This is a genomic window from Micromonospora sp. LOL_025, assembly GCF_048060285.1.
Taxonomy (GTDB): domain Bacteria; phylum Actinomycetota; class Actinomycetes; order Mycobacteriales; family Micromonosporaceae; genus Micromonospora.
On the sequence record NZ_JBHMIR010000019.1, the window covers coordinates 52,889 to 68,547 of the forward strand.

The window sequence follows — 15,659 nt, forward strand, 5'->3', positions numbered from 1 at the left end:
TCGTGCCCGGTTCCAGCCGTCAGGAACGGCCGGGCAATCGGGCCACCACGAGATCCCAGACGCCGTCGGCGAGGTCCTCCTTGGACCGCTCGGGCATCCGGCTGACCGAACCGTCCGCGCCGATGACCGTCGCCGCGTTGGTCTCGGCGCCGAAGACCTTGTCGGGCCCGACCTCGTTGATCACGACGAGATCCGCCCGCTTGCGGGCGAGCTTGGCCCGGCCGTTGGCCTCGGCGTCGCCCGTCTCCGCGGCGAACACCACCAGCACCTGCTCCGGGCGACGGCGCCGGCCCAGCTCGGCCGCGATGTCCGGGTTGGTGACGAGCTCGATGGTGGGCGCACTGCCGTCGTCCGACTTCTTGATTTTGCCAGGCGCGTAGGTCGCGGGACGGAAATCGGCCGGAGCCGCCGCCATCACCACCGCGTCGGCCTCGGCCGCCGCGGCCAGCGTGGCGTCGCGCAGCTCGCCCGTGGTGCCGACCCGGACCAGGTCGACGCCGGCGGGGTCGGGCAGCGAGACGTTTGCCGAGATCAGCGTGACGCGGGCGCCCCGGGCCACCGCGCAGCGGGCGAAGGCGTAGCCCTGCTTGCCCGACGAGCGGTTGCCCAGGAAGCGGACCGGGTCGAGGGGCTCGCGGGTGCCACCGGCGGTCACCACCACGTGCCGCCCGGTCAGGTCGGCGGGTGCCCCGACGCCCCGGGCGAGGGCCCGGCGGGCGACCGCGAAGATCTCCGCCGGGTCGGGCAACCGGCCCTTGCCGGTGTCGGCGCCGGTGAGCCGGCCGACGGCGGGCTCGACGACGCGCACGCCCCGGGAGCGCAGCGTCGCGACGTTGGCGACGGTGGCCGGGTGCTCCCACATCTCGGTGTGCATGGCCGGGGCCAGCACGACCGGGCAGCGGGCGGTCAGCAACGTGTTGGTGAGCAGGTCGTCGGCGAGGCCGTGGGCGGCCTTGGCCAGCAGGTCGGCGGTGGCCGGCGCGACCACCACCAGGTCGGCCTGCTGACCGAGCCGGACGTGCGGCACCTCGTGCACGTCCGACCAGACGTCGTCGGCGACGGGCTGGCCGGAGAGCGCGGCCCAGGTCGGGGCCCCGACGAAGCGCAACGCCGACGCGGTCGGCACGACCCGGACCTGGTGGCCCGACTCGGTGAAGAGCCGCAGCAGCTCGCACGCCTTGTAGGCGGCGATGCCGCCGCCTACCCCGAGGACGATCCGGGGGGACATCGACGCGGGGCGGATTACGGCTGGTCGGTCGGCTCGGCGGTGAGCAGGCCCGCGTTGATCTCGCGCATGGCGATGGAGAGGGGCTTCTCCTGCGGCGTGGTCTCGACCAGCGGGCCGACGTATTCCAGCAGACCCTCACCGAGCTGGCTGTAGTAGGCGTTGACCTGGCGTGCGCGCTTGGCGGCGAAGATCACCAGCGCGTACTTCGAGGTCGTCTTCTCGAGGAGCTCGTCGATCGGCGGGTTGGTGATGCCTTCGGGGTTTGCGATGGATCCCACGAATTAACCTCTGCGTCTATCGCACCGCGCGTGGCGGTGCTGGCGGTCAACCGCGCGTGTGCGGTGGCGCCGGAGCCAGGAAAGAAGAACCGGACAAGCCTACCAGCTCGTCGACGACCCGCCCGGTGAGGTCGTGCGCGAGGGTGTGTGCGAACGCGGCCGGTGTGGCCTGCGGGGGGAGGTTCCCCGGCGGGTGCAGCAGCACCAGCCGGGCGTCGGGCAGCACCGCCCGGACCAGCAGCGCGCCCGCCAGGTCGAGGCCGATCAGCACCGGCTGACCGGCGGCGAGCCGGGAGCGCAACGGTCCGAGGGGGGTGCCCCGCCGGTGGGGCCCGGCCCGGCTCCACTCCAGCAGCTCCCCGGCGGCGACCATCCGGTCGAACTCGGCGGGGGTCAGGAAGAGCCGGTCGACGCCGTCCAGCTCGCCCTCCCGGCGAGATCGCGTGGTGGCCGGCACCGGGATCCACACGGACGGAGAACGCGCCCGGACGCGCTCGACGACACTCTCCGTGCCGGAGCCCGAAGGCCCCGTCAGGACAGTGAGCCGAGCCGCCGGGCGCGCCTCGTCATCCGTGCTCACTGCTTGTTTCTACACGCAGCCAGGCTCAGTTGGCGGCGAACTCTCCAAGCAGTGCCTTGCGCTGCTGCTCGCCGAGGCCACGCAGGCGACGGCTGTCGGCGATCTTGAGCTTCTCCATGATCTGGGTGGCCCGGATCTTGCCGATACCCGGCATCGCCTGCAGCACGGCGGAGACCTTGAGCTTGCCGACGACGTCGTCGGACTCGGCACGCTCGAGGACGGCTCCGAGGGTGGTCTTGCCCTGCTTGAGCTGCTCCTTCAGCTCAGCACGGGCCTTGCGGATCTCCGCGGCCTTCTCCAGCGCGGCAGCGCGCTGTTCGGGGGTCAGTGACGGGAGCGGCACCAGTTCTCCTCAGGTCCCTATCGCGACGGGCGGGACGCACCGCCGCATCTGTGAAACGTGGTGTCGCTGTGAACCAAGGGGTCCGTGGTTCCCAGCGCGGGGAAAACTAGCGGTCGACGGCGCATTCGGCAACGTGGACGCGCGATGATCTTTACAAAGGTGACCGAGCCGTCAGTCAGTCACCAGCGGCGAGGGCGGCCCGGCAGCCGGTCAGGGCGCGGTCGGCGGCGGCCCGCAGCGCATCCGGATCCGGGCCCGCACCCAGCACCTCCCGGGAGTACGAGGGCAGCACGGCGGGCAGGGCGGAGCCGAAGACGACGCGCAGATCGGCCGCGGTGGCGCCCTGCGCCCCGAGGCCCGGGGCGAGCAGCGGACCGTTCACGGCGGAGAGGTCGTGACCGGTGTCACCGATGGTCGCGCCGACCACCAGCCCGACGCTGCCGAGCGGCTGCGCACCCGCGTTGAGCTGGGAAATCTCGTCGATGACGGCCTGCGCGACGGTGCGTCCGTCGGCGGTGCGCGCGCGCTGCACGGCGGCGCCCTCGGGGTTGGAGGTGAGCGCCAGCACGAAGACCCCGCCGCCGTGCTCGGCGGCCAGTTCGAACATCGGCGCGAGCGCGCCGACACCGAGGTACGGGCTCGCGGTCACCGCGTCCGCATGGACCGGGCTGGATGGGTCGAGGTACGCCGAGGCGTACGCGGCGACGGTCGAGCCGATGTCGCCGCGCTTGACGTCCAGCAGAACGAGCGAGCCGGCTTCGCGCAACTGTCGGATAGTTGACTCAAGAATCGCGATACCTTTCGAGCCGAACCGCTCGAAAAAGGCCGACTGCGGCTTGATCACCGCGACCCGGTCACCGAGGGCTTCCGTGACCGTCCGGGCGAACCGGTCAAGCCCCCGGACATCGTCGTCGAGCCCCCAGCGGGCCAGCAGCCCCGGGTGCGGGTCGATGCCGACGCAGAGCGGACCCCGCTCGGTGACGGCCCGGTGCAGGCGGGCGCCGAAGCTCTCCATCCGGTTCTCTCCCTCTCCTCGGCACCCGGGGCGTCCGCCGCCGGGGCACGCTCCTGTCGCGGGCGGCGCGCGCCGTCCGCGTACTCCCGCCGGACCGTGACCGGCGGCTCAGCCGGCCCGCACCGCGGCGGCGACCCCGGCGGCGATCCGGGCCACGTCGGCGTCGTCGGTGACGTACGGCGGCATGGTGTAGACCAGGTCGCGGAACGGCCGCAGCCAGACCCCCTCGGCGACCGCCGCGGCGGTGGCGGCGGGCAGGTCCACCTCATGGCCCAGCTGGACCACGCCGATCGCGCCGAGCACCCGCACGTCGGCCACCCCCGGCGCGCCGCGCAACGGCTCCAGGCCGGCCCGCAGGCCCGCCTGCACCCGTGCCACCTGCCCCGCCCAGTCCTCGGCCCGCAGCAGGCCGAGGGAGGCGTTGGCGACCGCACAGGCCAGCGGGTTGCCCATGAAGGTCGGGCCGTGCGCCAGCACCCCGCCGGCGGAGATGCCCCGGGCGACCTCCGCGGTGCAGAGCGTCGCGGCCAGCGTCAGGTACCCGCCGGTGAGCGCCTTGCCCACGCACATCACGTCGGGCGCCACCCCGGCGTGCTCGGCGGCGAACATCGTGCCCGTGCGGCCGAAGCCGGTGGCGATCTCGTCGAAGATCAGCAGCACCCCGTGCGCCCGGGTCACCTCGCGCAGCACCCGCAGGTAGTGCGGGTGGTGGAAGCGCATCCCGCCGGCGCCCTGGACCACCGGCTCCACGACGACCGCGGCCAGCTCGTGGGCGTGCCGCTCGACCGCCTCGACCAGGGCCGCCTCGTAGGCCGGCTCGGGCGGGCTGTCGAAGCCGCCGGGCGGCACGGGCGCGAAGACCTGCCGGGGCAGCACGTCGCCCCAGAGGTGGTGCATGCCGCCCTCCGGGTCGCAGACGCTCATCGGGTGGAACGTGTCGCCGTGGTAGCCGCCCCGCCAGGTGCCCAGCCGGCGGCGCTCCGGCCGGCCGGTGGCCCGCTGGTACTGCAGGCACATCTTGATCGCGACCTCGACGCCGACCGAGCCGGAGTCGGCCAGGAATACGTGCTCCAGCCCGTCCGGGGCCAGCTCGACCAGGGAGGCCGCCAGGCGGACCGCCGGGGCGTGGGTGAGCCCGCCGAACATCACGTGGCTCATCCGCCCGAGCTGGTCGGTCACCGCCGCGTCGAGCACCGGGTGCCGGTAGCCGTGGATCGCCGCCCACCACGACGACATCCCGTCGACCAGCTCCCGGCCGTCGGCCAGCCGCAGCCGTACGCCCGCCGCGCCCTCCACCACGTAGGGCGCGCTCGCCGGCGGCAGCGCCGCGTACGGATGCCACACGTGCACCCGGTCGGCGGCCAGGATCTCCTCGGGGGTCACCCGCCCGTCCCCGTGGCCGTGGCGCGGGCGGCGGCCCGGACCAGGGCCGGACCGCGGTAGATGAAGCCGGTGTAGAGCTGCACCAGGACGGCGCCGGCGTCGAACATCCGGGCCGCCGCATCCGGGTCGACGACGCCCCCGACGCCGATCACCGGCAGCCGGCCACCGGCCTCCCGGTGCACGAAGGCGACCACCTCGCGGGCGCGGTCGGCGAGCGGGCGACCCGACAGCCCGCCGGTCTCCGCGCCGCGCGCCCGGTCGGCCGGGGCGAGGCCGTCGCGGGCCAGCGTGGTGTTCGTGGCGATCACCCCGGCGGCCCCCCGGGCCAGGCAGACCTCCAGCAGCTCGGCGATCGCCGGCTCGGTGAGGTCCGGGGCGATCTTCACCAGCACCGGCTTCTCCCCCATCAGCGCCGCCAGGATGGCGTCCAGGTGCGCCCGGTCCTGCAGGGAGCGCAGCCCCGGGGTGTTCGGCGAGGAGACGTTGACCGCGAAGTAGTCCCCGTGGTCGCGCAGCGCGCGGTACGAGGCCAGGTAGTCCTCCACCGCCTCGTCCAGCGGGGTCACCTTGGACTTGCCCAGCGAGATGCCCAGCGGCACCCCGATCGGGCGGGGCAGCGCCGCGAGCCGGGCCGCGAGGGCCTCGGCGCCGGCGTTGTTGAAGCCCATCCGGTTCACCACGGCCTCGCTGTCGCGCAGCCGGAACAGCCGCGGCCGGGGGTTGCCCGGCTGCGGGTGCGCCGTGACCGTGCCGACCTCGACGAAGCCGAAGCCCAGCGCCGGCCAGGCCGGCAGCGCCACGCCGTCCTTGTCCATCCCGGCGGCGAGCCCGACCGGGTTGGGGAACTCGACGCCGAACACCGTGCGCGGCGCGCGGACGGCGTAGCGGGCCCGCAGCACGGACAGCGCCGCCGGCCGCCCGGACAGCTCCGCCAGCCGGCGCAGTGTCCACTCGTGCGCGGCCTCGGCGTCCCCGCCGCCGATCCGGAACAGCCCGGGCCGCACGATCCGCTCGAACATCACCGCGCGCTCGCCGGGGCGGTCACTCGGCGGCCCGCAGGGCGGCGTGCAACTCCTGGAGCGGACGGACCTGCATGTCGCCCCGGATCCGCGCCTCGATGCCCATCACCGCCGCCGCCGCGCCCGGCACCGTGGTGATGCACGGGATGTCCGCCGTGACGGCGGCGCTGCGGATCTCGTAGCCGTCCGAGCGGGCGCTCGCGCCCGAGCCCTGGGGAGTGTTGATCACCAGCGCCACGTCGCCGCCGAGGATCAGCGACACCGCGTCCTCGCCCCCGCCGGACTCGTAGTGCTTGCGGATCTGCTCGCAGGCGATGCCGTGCCGGCGCAGCACCTCCGCCGTGCCGGTGGTGGCGACGATCTCGAACCCCAGGTCGGCCAGGCGCTTGATCGGGAAGATCATGCCGCGCTTGTCCCGGTTGGCGACCGAGACGAAGATCTTCCCGGCGGTCGGCAGCGAGCCGTACGCGGCCGACTGCGACTTGGCGAAGGCGTGCCCGAAGGCGGTGTCGATGCCCATCACCTCGCCCGTGGACTTCATCTCCGGGCCGAGCAGCGAGTCCACGCCCTTGCCGGTGGGGGTGCGGAACCGCTTGAACGGCAGCACCGCCTCCTTGACCGCGATCGGGGCGCCGGCCGGCAGCGAGCCGCCGTCCCCGGTCGCCGGGAGCAGCCCCTCGGCACGCAGCTCGGCGATGGTGGCGCCCAGCGCGATCCGGGCCGCCGCCTTGGCCAGCGGCACCGCCGTCGCCTTGGAGACGAAGGGCACCGTCCGGGACGCGCGGGGGTTCGCCTCCAGCACGTAGAGCATGTCGTCCTTCAGCGCGTACTGCACGTTGAGCAGGCCCCGCACGCCCACGCCCCGGGCGATCGCCTCGGTGTAGCGGCGCACCTGGGCCACGTGCGAGCCCGCCAGGGTGATCGGCGGCAGCGCGCAGGACGAGTCGCCGGAGTGGATGCCGGCCTCCTCGATGTGCTCCATCACCCCGCCGAGGTAGACCTCGCCGTCGGCGTCGCAGAGCGCGTCCACGTCGATCTCGATGGCGTCGTCGAGGAAGCGGTCCACCAGCACCGGGTGGTCCGGCGAGATCTCGGTGGCCCGCCCGATGTAGTCACGCAGCGTGGCGTCGTCGTAGACGATCTCCATGCCCCGCCCGCCCAGCACGTACGACGGCCGGACCAGCACCGGGTAGCCGATCTCGTCGGCGATCGCCTTCGCCTCGTCGTACGAGGTGGCCATGCCGTGCGCCGGCGCACGCAGCCCGGCCCGGGCCAGCACCGCACCGAACGCGCCCCGCTCCTCGGCCAGGTGGATCGACTCCGGGGAGGTGCCGACGACCGGCACGCCCGCGTCCTTCAGCCGCTGCGCCAGGCCCAGCGGGGTCTGCCCGCCGAGCTGGACGATCACCCCGACCACGCCCGGCCCGCCGGCCGCCCGGCCGGAGGAGTCCTCGGCGTGCCAGACCTCCAGCACGTCCTCGAAGGTGAGCGGCTCGAAGTAGAGCCGGTCGGCGGTGTCGTAGTCGGTGGAGACGGTCTCCGGGTTGCAGTTGACCATCACGGTCTCGTAGCCGGAGCCCACCGCCCCGCCCAGGGGCGCGCTTCGCAGCGCCTGTACCGCGTGCACGCACGAGTAGTCGAACTCGATGCCCTGACCGATCCGGTTCGGCCCGGAACCCAGGATCATCACCTTCGGCCGGGCCGACGGCACGACCTCCGTCTCCTGGTCGTACGTCGAGTAGTGGTAGGGCGTGGTCGCCTCGAACTCGGCGGCGCAGGTGTCCACCGTCTTGTAGACCGGCCGCACGTCGAGGCGGTGCCGCAGCGTCCGTACGCCGTCCTCGGCGGCCAGCTCCGGGCGCAGCGCGGCCAGCTGCCGGTCCGACAGGCCGGCCCGCTTGGCCCGGCGCAGCAGCTCGGCGTCGAGCACCGGGGCGTTGACGATCTCGGCGCGCAGCTCGACGAGGGCGGCGATCTGGTCCAGGAACCAGGGATCGATCCCGCCGGACGCGGCGGTCACCTCGGCGATCGACGCGCCGAGGCGCAGCGCCCGCTCGACGGTGTAGAGCCGGCCGTCGTGCGGCATCCGCAGCGCGTCGAGGGTGTTCTCCTTCGTGGCGCCGGCCGGGTCGGGCAGCGTCCAGAAGCCGCCCGCCTTCGTCTCCAGCGACCGCATCGCCTTGTTCAGCGCCTCGCTGAAGTTGCGGCCCAGGCTCATCGCCTCGCCGACCGACTTCATGGTGGTGGTCAGCTCCGGGTCGGCGCCCGGGAACTTCTCGAACGCGAACCGGGGGATCTTCACCACCACGTAGTCCAGGGTCGGCTCGAACGCCGCCGGGGTCTTCAGGGTGATGTCGTTGGGGATCTCGTCGAGGGTGTAGCCGATGGCCAGCTTCGCGGCGATCTTCGCGATCGGGAAGCCGGTGGCCTTGGAGGCCAGCGCCGACGACCGGGACACCCGGGGGTTCATCTCGATCACCACGATCCGGCCGTCGGCCGGGTTGACGGCGAACTGGATGTTGCAGCCGCCGGTGTCCACCCCGACCTCGCGCAGCACCGCGATGCCCAGGTCGCGCAGCCGCTGGTACTCGCGGTCGGTGAGCGTCATGGCCGGGGCGACGGTGACGCTGTCGCCGGTGTGCACGCCCATCGGGTCGACGTTCTCGATCGAGCAGACCACCACGACGTTGTCGTGCCGGTCGCGCATCAGTTCGAGCTCGTACTCCTTCCAGCCGAGCACGCTCTCCTCGATGAGCACCTCGTGCACCGGGCTGGCGGCCAGCCCGTCACCGGCGATGCGGGCCAGGTCCTCCGGGGTGTGCGCCATGCCGGAGCCGAGGCCGCCCATGGTGAACGACGGCCGGATCACCACCGGCAGGCCCAGCTCGGCGACCGTGGCCTCGACCTCGGCCATCGAGTGGCAGACCCGGGAGCGGGGCACCAGGCCCGCCGGGTCGTCGACGCCCAGGCGTACGCCGGCCTTGGCGACGATGTCCTTGAACAGCTGCCGGTCCTCGCCGCGGTTGATCGCCTCGATGTTGGCGCCGATCAGCTCCACGCCGTACTTCTCCAGCACGCCCGCCTCGTGCAGGGCGACGGCCGTGTTCAGCGCGGTCTGCCCGCCGAGGGTGGGCAGGATCGCGTCGGGACGCTCCTTGGCGATCACCAGCTCGACGAACTCCGGGGTGATCGGCTCGACGTACGTGGCGTCGGCGAACTCGGGGTCCGTCATGATCGTCGCCGGGTTCGAGTTGACCAGGCTGACCCGGATCCCCTCGCTGCGCAGCACCCGGCAGGCCTGGGTGCCGGAGTAGTCGAACTCGCAGGCCTGCCCGATCACGATCGGCCCGGAGCCGATCACCAGGATGTGCTTGAGATCGGTCCGCTTAGGCATGTGTGCGCCCCTCGCTCTGGGTCCGGCCCTCGATGAGCTCGGCGAAGCGGTCGAAGAGGTAGTCCGCGTCGTGCGGACCGGCCGCCGCCTCCGGGTGGTACTGAACGGTGAAGGCGGGCACGTCCTTCGCCCGCAGCCCCTCGACCACGTTGTCATTGAGGCAGACGTGACTGACCTGGACACCACCGAACTCGGTCTCGATCACCTGGTCGGGTACGACCGCGCCGTGGCCCGCGCCGGGGACCTCGACCGCGAACCCGTGGTTGTGGCTGGTCACCTCGACCTTGCCGGTGACCCGGTCGAGCACCGGCTGGTTGATCCCCCGGTGGCCGTAGCCGAGCTTGTAGGTGCCGAAGCCCAGCGCCCGGCCGAGGATCTGACTGCCGAAGCAGATGCCGAACAGCGGCACCCTGCGGCGCAGCACCTCCCGCGCCAGGGCCACCGGCCCGTCGGCGGTGGCCGGGTCGCCCGGGCCGGGCGAGAAGAAGACCGCGTCCGCGCCGGTGGCGAGCAGGTCGTCGATGGTGGAGCCGGCCGGGAGCACGTGGGTGGTGACCCCGCGGGCCGCGAGCCGGCGCGGGACGTTGCGCTTGATGCCCAGGTCCAGCGCGGCGACCGTGAACCGGTGCTCGCCGGAGGCCGCCACCACGTACGGCTCGGCCGTGGTGACCTCGGCGGAGAGGTCCGCGCCGACCATCTCCGGGGCCTGCCGCACCCGGGCCAGCAGCGCCCGGGGGTCGGTCTCGACGCTGGAGATGCCGACCCGCATCGCGCCGCGCTCGCGCAGGTGCCGGGTCAGCGCCCGGGTGTCGACGCCGCTGATGCCGACGACGCCCTCGGCGGCCAGCCGCTCCTCCAGCCCGCCGGTGGCCCGCCAGTTGGAGCCGATGCGGGCCGGGTCGCGGACCACGTAGCCCGCGACCCAGATCCGGCCCGACTCGTCGTCCTCACCGTTGACGCCGGTATTGCCGATGTGCGGGGCGGTCTGCACCACCACCTGACGGTGGTAGGACGGGTCGGTCAGCGTCTCCTGGTAGCCGGTCATGCCGGTGTTGAAGACCGCCTCGCCGAAGGTCTCCCCGACGCTGCCGTACGCCTCGCCGTGGAACGTCCGCCCGTCCTCCAGGACGAGGATCGCCGGTTGTCTGCGGGTCATGCTGCGTCTCCTTCGGTCCGGACCGCGGGGCTCCGCTCCGCTGCACTCCTCGCTCGGATCACTTGAGGGCCTTTCCGTCCAGGACCGTCGGCTCGCCGCGCAGGAAGGTCGCCACGATGCGACCTGGCAGCGTCATGCGGGCGTACGGGGTGTTGCGGCTACGGCTGGCCAGCTCCGCCGGCTCGATGGTGCGTCGGGCGGCGGGGTCGACCAGGGTCAGGTTCGCCGGCACGCCGGGCGCCGGGTCGAGGCCGTGCCCCTCCAGCCCGGCGATCCGGGCCGGGGTGCGCGACATCCGCTCGGCGATCAGGTCCCACTGCGGGCCGAGCACGTCGAGGGCGATCGACAGCGCCGTCTCCAGGCCGAGCATGCCCGGCCGGGCGTACGCCCACTCGCACTCCTTGTCCTCCACCGCGTGCGGGGCGTGGTCGGTGGCGACGATGTCGATCACGCCCTCGACCAGGGCCGCCCGCAGCGCGGCGATGTCGGCCGCGGTGCGCAGCGGCGGGTTGACCTTGTAGACCGGGTCGTAGGTCTCGGCCCGGGAGTCGGTGAGCAGCAGGTGGTGCGGGGTGACCTCGGCGGTGACCCGGACGCCCCGGGCCTTGGCCTGGCGCAGCACCTCGACGCTGCCGGCGGTGGAGACGTGGCACACGTGCAGGCGGCTGCCGACGTGCTCGGCGAGCAGCACGTCCCGGGCGATGATCGCCTCCTCGGCGACCGCCGGCCAGCCGGTCAGGCCGAGCCGGGTCGAGACCTCGCCCTCGTGCATCTGCGCGCCCTCGGTGAGCCGGGGCTCCTCGGCGTGCTGGGCGATGGTCCCGTCGAACGCCTTCACGTACTCCAGCGCCCGGCGCATCAGCCTCGGGTCGGCGACGCAGTGCCCATCGTCGGAGAAGATCCGCACCCGGGCCGCCGAGTCGGCCATCGCGCCCAGCTCGGCGAGGTGCTCGCCGGCCAGGCCGACGGTGACCGCCCCGATCGGCTGCACGTCCACCAGTCCGGCCTCCCGGCCCAGCCGCCAGACCTGCTCGACCACGCCGGCGGTGTCGGCGACCGGCGAGGTGTTGGCCATCGCGCAGACCGCGGTGTAGCCACCGAGCGCCGCCGCCCGCGACCCGGACTCGACGGTCTCGGCGTCCTCCCGGCCGGGCTCGCGCAGGTGGGTGTGCAGGTCGACCAGGCCGGGCAGGGCGACCAGCCCGGTGCCGTCGACGACGGTCGCCTCCGGCGCGTCCAGTCCGGCGCCGACGGCCGCGACGACGCCGTCGCGGATCAGCACGTCGGTCGGCGCGGCGCCGACGACGCTGACGTTGGAGATCAGGTACGAGCTCACCGGTTGTTCCCCCCGAGCAGCAGGTAGAGGACGGCCATCCGCACGGAGACCCCGTTGGCGACCTGTTCGACGATGGTGGAGCGGGGCGAGTCGGCGACCTCGGGCGTGATCTCCATCCCCCGGTTCATCGGTCCGGGGTGCATGACGATCGCGTGCTCGGGCAGCCGGCGCATCCGCGGGCCGTCCAGGCCGTAGCGGCGGGCGTACTCGCGGGCGGACGGGAAGTAGGAGGCGTTCATCCGCTCGCGCTGCACCCGCAGCATCATCACCACGTCCGACTGCGGCAGCACCGCGTCGAGGTCGTAGGAGACGTCGGTACCGGGCGCGAGGGCCTGCGCGATGTGGACGGGGATCAGCGTCGGCGGCCCGACCAGGGTCACCTTGGCGCCGAGCGTGGACAGCAGCAGGACGTTGGAGCGGGCCACCCGGCTGTGCAGGACGTCCCCGACCACCGCGACCGACAGGCCGGCCAGCCGCCCCAGCCGGGAGCGCATCGTGTACGCGTCGAGCAGCGCCTGGGTCGGGTGCTCGTGGGTGCCGTCGCCGGCGTTGACCACCGACCCGTCGACCCAGTCGGCGAGCCGGTGCGGGGCGCCGGAGGCGGGGTGCCGGACGACCACGGCGTCGGCCCCCATGGCCTGGAGGGTCAGCGCGGTGTCCTTCAGGCTCTCACCCTTGGTCACGCTGGAGCCCTTGGCCGAAAAGTTGATCACGTCGGCGCTGAGCCGCTTCGCCGCCGCCTCGAAGGAGATCCGGGTCCGGGTGGAGTCCTCGTAGAAGAGGTTCACCACGGTGCGCCCCCGCAGCGCGGGCAGCTTCTTGACCTCCCGGCCGGCGACGGTGGCCATCTCGGCGGCCGTGTCCAGCATCTCGGTGGCGGTGGCGGCGTCCAGGTCCGCGCCCGAGAGCAGGTGCCGGATCACTGTGCCTGCCTTCCGTCCGCGACTGCGGGGCTCCGCTGCCCTGCACTCCTCGCGCTCACCGGTTCCCCCCGTACAACTTGACCTCGTCGGTGCCGTCGGTCTCCGCGAGGGTGACCTTCACGCTCTCCGCGAGGGACGTCGGGATGTTCTTGCCGACGTAGTCGGCGCGGATCGGCAGCTCGCGGTGGCCGCGGTCGACCAGGACGGCGAGCTGGACGGACGCCGGCCGGCCGACGTCGTTGAGCGCGTCGAGCGCGGCCCGCACCGTGCGGCCGGAGAAGAGCACGTCGTCGACGAGCACGACCCGCTTGCCGTCGATGCCGCCGGGCGGCACCTGGGTCGGCCCGACCGCGCGGGTGGCGTGCCGGCGCAGGTCGTCGCGGTAGAGGGTGATGTCGAGCACGCCCACCGGGACGGTCACGTCCTCGAAGGTGCTGATCCGGGCGGCGAGCCGCCTCGCGAGGGGGGCGCCCCGGGTGGGGATGCCCAGCAGCACCGTGTTCTCGGCGCCCTGGGTCTTCTCCAGGATCTGGTGGGCGATGCGGTCGACCACGCGCTGGACGTCGGCGCTGGCGAGGATCACCTTCACCGAGGGTTGTCGCGGCGGCGGCGACTGGGCAGCAGGTGGGTAGGCCACGGCGGACCTCCTTCCCCGCCTCACGGGACGGGTCGTTAAAGGACGTCGGATGCCGGTACCGGGACGCGAGCGGCCCGGACCGGGGCTTCCCGCCACGTTACCAGTGGTCACCGCACTGACCGTCGCCGGCCACTGACCCCCTGGTCAGCCCGGCGAAATGGGGACAACTCCCCCGGTGATCCCAACGGTAAGGTCACGACCACTTGACCAGTTGTACCAATCCCCGTACCGTCACGCTCCGTAGCGACCGCTGGGAGAACCCCGAGCAGCACTGGGAGTGTTTAATGCCCTCTGAATACGCCAAGTCTCTGGGCGCCCGCCTGCGCTCCATCCGCCAGCAGCAGGGCCTCTCCCTGCAGGGTGTGGAGGAGAAGTCGAACGGGCGGTGGAAGGCGGTGGTGGTCGGCTCCTACGAGCGCGGCGACCGGGCCGTCACGGTGTCGCGCCTGGCCGAGCTGGCCGACTTCTACCGCGTTCCCGTCTCCGAGCTGCTGCCCGACGGCAGCGGGGTCCGCCACGAGCCCACCAGCAAGATCGTCCTCGACCTGGAGCGGCTGTACGACGAGGCCTCCGAGGACCTGGCCTACGTCGCCCGGTACGCGCGTGCCATCCAGCAGCAGCGCGGTGACTACAACGGCCGCGTGCTCTCCATCCGCGCCGACGACCTGCGCGCGCTCGCGATCGTGTACGACGCCTCGCCGTCCGGCCTGATCGAGCGGCTCACCGAGCACGGTGTGCTGGTCGCCGACCCGCGGGCGTTCTTCGCCAGCTGACCCCGACCGCGAGAAGGGCCCGTGCCGTCCGGCACGGGCCCTTCTCGTCGTCGTACGGTCGTTCGTGTCGCGTCCCCGCCCGCCGTCGCGGCCGGGTGTGACGCACGTCGGCTGTGACGTGCGCCGCGTCAGCGGGTGGCGTACTCGGCGATGCGGCCGAGGATGCCGTTCAGGAAGCGCGGCGAGTCGTCGGTCGACATCTGCCGGGCCAGCTCGACGGCCTCACTGATGGCCACCGCGTCGTCGATCTCGTCGACGTAGAGCAGCTCGTAGACCGCGATGCGGGCGAGGTTGCGGTCGACCGCCGGCATCCGGTCCAGCGTCCACCCCTCGGCGTAGCTGGCGATCACCTCGTCGATCCGGTCGAGGTGGGCGGCGACCCCCTCGACGAGGCTCACCGCGTATCCCAGGTGCTCGGGCCGGGGCTTCTCGATCCGCTCGATGTAGCCGGCGAGCACCTCGACCGGCGGACGGTCCCGCAGGTCGGCCTCGAAGAGCACGTCCAGCGCCCGCTTGCGCGCCTTGCGACGCGCAGGCATCTGCTGCTTGGGACCCTCGGCCATCAGGCGCGGCCGAGGTAACGGCCGTCGCGGGTGTCGACCTTGATCTTCTCGCCGGTGGTGATGAAGAGCGGCACCTGGACCGTCGCGTCGGTCTCGACGGTGGCCGGCTTGTTGCCGCCGGTCGACCGGTCGCCCTGCAGGCCCGGCTCGGTGTAGGTGACCTCCAGCACGACGCTGGTCGGAAGCTCGATGTAGAGCGGGACACCCTCGTGGGTGGCCACGGTCGCCTCGGCCTCGGGCAGCAGGTAGTTCGCCGCCTCACCGACGGTGGCACCCGGCACGTTGATCTGGTCGAACGTCTCCAGATCCATGAAGACGTAGTCCTCGCCGTCGGCGTACAGATACTGCATGGTGCGCTTGTCCACGGTCGCGGTCTCGACCTTGGTGCCCGCGTTGAAGGTCTTGTCGACCACCTTGCCGGACAGCACGTTCTTCAGGGTGGTACGCACGAACGCACCACCCTTACCGGGCTTGACGTGCTGGAACTCGACGACGGCCCAGAGTTCTCCGTCGAGGTTGAGTACCAGGCCGTTCTTCAGGTCGTTGGTGGTGGCCATTTCCTGCCTTGATCATCAATTGGCGGACAGACCTGGCAAGTCTACTAGTTGCGCCGAACGCCGCTGCCCGCCGCTGCCCGCGGCCTTCCCGCCGCACCTTCCGGCGCCCTCCCGCCGCCCGCCCGCGACACTTTCCGACGCCTTCCTGCCATCCGCGACACTTACCGCCCGCCTACCCACTGTTCTCCGCCGCCGCTCCCGGTGCTCCCGCCGGTCCAGCCACGTCGCACACCGGTCCCGCCACGTCGTCCACCGGTCCCGCCCACGTCGCCCCGCCGTTCCGGCCACCTCGCCCCGCCGGCCGACCCAGCCACGTCGCGGGATTGCCGCGACAACGCGTGCCGACATCTCACCCTGCGTAAGCGGAGGCTTCCCCGGCGGGAACTTCCTGCGCTCCCCTTTGCTCTGCACGTGCGGACGCACCAGTTACGCTTGGTCACTTTTCGTTCTCGACCATGATTCGCTGGCGACAAG

At 72.8% G+C, this 15,659-nt stretch carries 15 protein-coding genes; 1 reads left to right on the forward strand and 14 read right to left on the reverse strand.

Annotation, left to right across the window (positions count from 1 at the left end; all coding sequences use genetic code 11):
* Window positions 1-19 precede the first annotated feature (19 nt).
* The 12 genes from coaBC to pyrR all read right to left on the reverse strand — a co-directional run bounded on the left by coaBC (window position 20) and on the right by pyrR (window position 13,292).
* Window positions 20-1,228 carry a bifunctional phosphopantothenoylcysteine decarboxylase/phosphopantothenate--cysteine ligase CoaBC gene (coaBC, locus tag ACFHW0_RS21685; RefSeq protein WP_416610320.1) on the reverse strand — a complete coding sequence of 403 codons (1,209 nt, stop codon included), beginning with the start codon at window positions 1,226-1,228 and terminating at the stop codon, window positions 20-22.
* A gap of 14 nt (window positions 1,229-1,242) precedes the next feature.
* On the reverse strand, window positions 1,243-1,506 hold the full coding sequence (rpoZ, locus tag ACFHW0_RS21690) for a DNA-directed RNA polymerase subunit omega (protein WP_007075826.1): 264 nt from the start codon (window positions 1,504-1,506) through the stop codon (window positions 1,243-1,245).
* 46 nt (window positions 1,507-1,552) lie between these two features.
* Complete coding sequence (locus ACFHW0_RS21695; protein WP_416610322.1) at window positions 1,553-2,086, reverse strand: guanylate kinase; 534 nt, start codon at window positions 2,084-2,086, stop codon at window positions 1,553-1,555.
* A 25-nt stretch (window positions 2,087-2,111) separates the two neighbouring features.
* On the reverse strand, window positions 2,112-2,429 hold the full coding sequence (mihF, locus tag ACFHW0_RS21700; RefSeq protein ID WP_007458370.1) for an integration host factor, actinobacterial type: 318 nt from the start codon (window positions 2,427-2,429) through the stop codon (window positions 2,112-2,114).
* 175 nt (window positions 2,430-2,604) lie between these two features.
* Window positions 2,605-3,444, reverse strand: coding sequence for an orotidine-5'-phosphate decarboxylase (gene pyrF / locus ACFHW0_RS21705; protein ID WP_416610323.1), 840 nt, complete (start codon window positions 3,442-3,444; stop codon window positions 2,605-2,607).
* 108 nt (window positions 3,445-3,552) lie between these two features.
* Window positions 3,553-4,827, reverse strand: coding sequence for an adenosylmethionine--8-amino-7-oxononanoate transaminase (locus ACFHW0_RS21710; protein WP_416610325.1), 1,275 nt, complete (start codon window positions 4,825-4,827; stop codon window positions 3,553-3,555).
* Entirely contained in the window at window positions 4,824-5,849 is a 1,026-nt protein-coding gene (locus ACFHW0_RS21715) for a quinone-dependent dihydroorotate dehydrogenase (RefSeq protein ID WP_416610327.1), read from the reverse strand. The genes ACFHW0_RS21710 and ACFHW0_RS21715 overlap by 4 nt, the downstream gene beginning before the upstream one ends.
* A gap of 19 nt (window positions 5,850-5,868) precedes the next feature.
* Window positions 5,869-9,240, reverse strand: a complete 3,372-nt coding sequence (gene carB / locus ACFHW0_RS21720; protein WP_416610329.1) for a carbamoyl-phosphate synthase large subunit — start codon at window positions 9,238-9,240, stop codon at window positions 5,869-5,871.
* Entirely contained in the window at window positions 9,233-10,396 is a 1,164-nt protein-coding gene (gene carA, locus ACFHW0_RS21725) for a glutamine-hydrolyzing carbamoyl-phosphate synthase small subunit (RefSeq protein ID WP_416610331.1), read from the reverse strand. Before carA ends, carB begins: the two co-directional genes overlap by 8 nt.
* Before the next feature lie 58 nt (window positions 10,397-10,454).
* Window positions 10,455-11,732 (reverse strand): dihydroorotase, encoded by a 1,278-nt coding sequence (locus ACFHW0_RS21730; RefSeq protein ID WP_416610333.1) that lies wholly within the window; start codon window positions 11,730-11,732, stop codon window positions 10,455-10,457.
* On the reverse strand, window positions 11,729-12,655 hold the full coding sequence (locus ACFHW0_RS21735; RefSeq protein ID WP_416610335.1) for an aspartate carbamoyltransferase catalytic subunit: 927 nt from the start codon (window positions 12,653-12,655) through the stop codon (window positions 11,729-11,731). The genes ACFHW0_RS21730 and ACFHW0_RS21735 overlap by 4 nt, the downstream gene beginning before the upstream one ends.
* A 55-nt stretch (window positions 12,656-12,710) precedes the next feature.
* Window positions 12,711-13,292: a bifunctional pyr operon transcriptional regulator/uracil phosphoribosyltransferase PyrR gene (gene pyrR / locus ACFHW0_RS21740; protein ID WP_416610337.1), complete on the reverse strand. Its 582-nt coding sequence runs from the start codon at window positions 13,290-13,292 to the stop codon at window positions 12,711-12,713.
* A 284-nt stretch (window positions 13,293-13,576) separates the two neighbouring features.
* On the opposite strand from pyrR, the gene ACFHW0_RS21745 reads away from it, so the two are divergent.
* Entirely contained in the window at window positions 13,577-14,065 is a 489-nt protein-coding gene (locus tag ACFHW0_RS21745; protein ID WP_013285505.1) for a transcriptional regulator, read from the forward strand.
* Window positions 14,066-14,193: 128 nt separating this feature from the next.
* Here the strand turns inward: ACFHW0_RS21745 and nusB are convergent, their stop codons facing one another.
* Together nusB and efp are read right to left on the reverse strand one after the other, a co-directional pair.
* The gene (gene nusB / locus ACFHW0_RS21750) at window positions 14,194-14,604 is read right to left on the reverse strand and encodes a transcription antitermination factor NusB (RefSeq protein WP_172896683.1); all 411 of its coding nucleotides are present in this window, start codon (window positions 14,602-14,604) and stop codon (window positions 14,194-14,196) included.
* Window positions 14,605-14,627: 23 nt separating this feature from the next.
* Window positions 14,628-15,185, reverse strand: a complete 558-nt coding sequence (gene efp / locus ACFHW0_RS21755; protein ID WP_121395249.1) for an elongation factor P — start codon at window positions 15,183-15,185, stop codon at window positions 14,628-14,630.
* Window positions 15,186-15,659: the final 474 nt, after the last annotated feature.